The sequence below is a fragment of the Streptomyces albidochromogenes genome (assembly GCF_005981925.1).
Taxonomy (GTDB): Bacteria; Actinomycetota; Actinomycetes; order Streptomycetales; family Streptomycetaceae; genus Streptomyces; species Streptomyces albidochromogenes.
On record NZ_VBVX01000697.1, the window covers coordinates 1 to 746 of the forward strand.

A 746-nucleotide genomic window follows, 5' to 3' on the forward strand; every position below is an offset into this window, starting at 1 on the left:
GGACCGCCCCGCGCGGCGCGGTCCGGATGCCGGTAGTCGGAAAGCCCCTCCACCGCCAGGCCCTGCCACGCGGCGGCCTTGACCACCGCCCGCTCGGTGCCGGGCGGCAGCTCCAGGACGGCGTGCAGACCCGCCGCGATGCCCGTCACCCGCACGTGCGGCGCGCGCTCGGCCAGCACCGCGACCAACCGGTCGCGCCTGCGCCGATGCCGCAGCCGCATCCGGCGCACATGGCGGTCGTACGCGCCCGATGCGACGAAGTCCGCCAGCGTCAGCTGCTCCGTCGCGCTCGACCACTGCTCGCGCTCGCCCTTCGCCGCCACCACGCCGGCCATGAGCCGCTCCGGCAGCACCATCCAGCCGATCCGCAGCGCCGGCGACAGGCTCTTGCTCACCGACCCGATCAGCGCCACGTGCTCCGGGTCGAGCCCCTGCACCGCGCCCACCGGCTGCCGGTCGTAGCGGAACTCGCCGTCGTAGTCGTCCTCCACGACGAGCCCGCCCGCCGCCCGCGCCCAGTCCACGACCGCCGCCCGCCGCTGCGGATGCAGCGGGCCGCCCGTCGGGAACTGGTGCGCGGGAGTGAGCAGCACGGTCCCCGGGCCGGACAGCTCGCCCACCTCGGCCCCGTCCTCGTCGACCCCGACGGACGCGGTGCGCACCCCCTCGTCCGCCAGCAGCGCGCGGTGGAACGGCAGTCCGTACGCCTCCACCGCCCACGTCCCGCCCACCACCCGGGCCAGCAG

1 protein-coding gene is annotated in these 746 nt (G+C 76.8%); it reads right to left on the reverse strand.

What is annotated here, in order from left to right; translation table 11 throughout:
* On the reverse strand, positions 1-746 hold a 746-nt coding region (locus E2E34_RS34815), incomplete at both ends, for an aminotransferase class I/II-fold pyridoxal phosphate-dependent enzyme (protein WP_138905782.1).